Raw genomic sequence first — 232 nt, 5'->3', positions numbered from 1 at the left:
ATCGTCGCCGCGGTGCGCGACCGCGTCCAGGTCTGAGCGGGGCGGGCATGACCGGCCCCCCTCAGGAGCACGAGGATCACGACGGGATCGGCGCCGACGTGCCGGCGACCGTCCCGGCGGCCGACGTCGGCCCGCCCGAGGACGGGCTGCAGCGCCTGTGGACGCCGCACCGCATGGTCTACATCGGCGGGCAGGACACGCCCGCCGACGGCTCGGTGGCGCAGTGCCCGTT

1 pseudogene is annotated in these 232 nt (G+C 76.3%); it reads left to right on the top strand.

Features of this window, described 5'->3' with window-relative positions:
- Positions 1–47: 47 nt before the first annotated feature.
- A pseudogene (locus ACQP60_RS20965) lies at positions 48–232 on the top strand (HIT family hydrolase); the annotation flags it as partial.

The organism is Isoptericola variabilis (assembly GCF_050311655.1).
Lineage (GTDB): Bacteria > Actinomycetota > Actinomycetes > Actinomycetales > Cellulomonadaceae > Isoptericola > Isoptericola variabilis.
This window is presented reverse-complemented; position numbering and strand designations above follow the sequence as displayed.